Genomic DNA, 675 nt, shown 5'->3' with positions numbered 1-675 from the left:
TCTTCTCCCGGTCAAAAAGGAGCTTGTGAAAATAATCATGAATTCATAAGAAGAATTATTCCAAAATCCACTGACCTTGGGCAGTACACCCAGTCACAAATAGATATTATGATGGACCACATCAACTCATATGGAAGACCTGAACTTGGTGACAAATCACCTTATGAAATGTTTGAATTCTACTATGGCAAAGAAATATTAGATTTGCTCGACGTTCACAAAATAGTACCAAACGAAATCATCCTTAAGCCGGAATTACTTAAGAACAGATAATAAAGCCGGGTTACCCCTGCTCTTTATCTTTGTGCATCGCACACTTCTGGTCTTATTTTGACTGATTAATACTATTTTGATGAAAATTAGCCAAGCAAATTAAGAATAAAGATTTCTGTATCAGCAGAAATGTCCTTATTAACAATAAAAAGGCCGGAGTCCTACGCAGTTGTGATGAGCTCCATAACACTCTCTTTAGGGGTGGAATTCACTAACTCTTATAATGAACATGTGCATTCGACTTCTCATTTTGATGCGCATTTTTCCAGCTTTTGATATATTATATAGCATTTTTGATAGAAAAACCATACTTTTGGGAATAAAAAACTTCCACCTCATGGAATTTAATTCTACAAGGTGGAAGTAAGTCTTACAAAGCGGAATTAACTTTTACAATTGACC

Annotated in this window: 1 pseudogene; it reads left to right on the top strand. The window is 35.3% G+C overall.

The features are described from left to right. Nucleotides 1-273 (top strand): annotated as a pseudogene (locus tag DWZ63_RS15390) (IS30 family transposase); the annotation flags it as partial. Nucleotides 274-675: the final 402 nt, after the last annotated feature.

Source organism: Clostridium sp. AF34-13 (assembly GCF_003477845.1).
Taxonomy (GTDB): domain Bacteria; phylum Bacillota; class Clostridia; order Lachnospirales; family Lachnospiraceae; genus Butyribacter; species Butyribacter intestini.
Note: the sequence above shows the minus strand (reverse complement) of the source record. Positions and strands in the feature narration are given on the sequence as shown.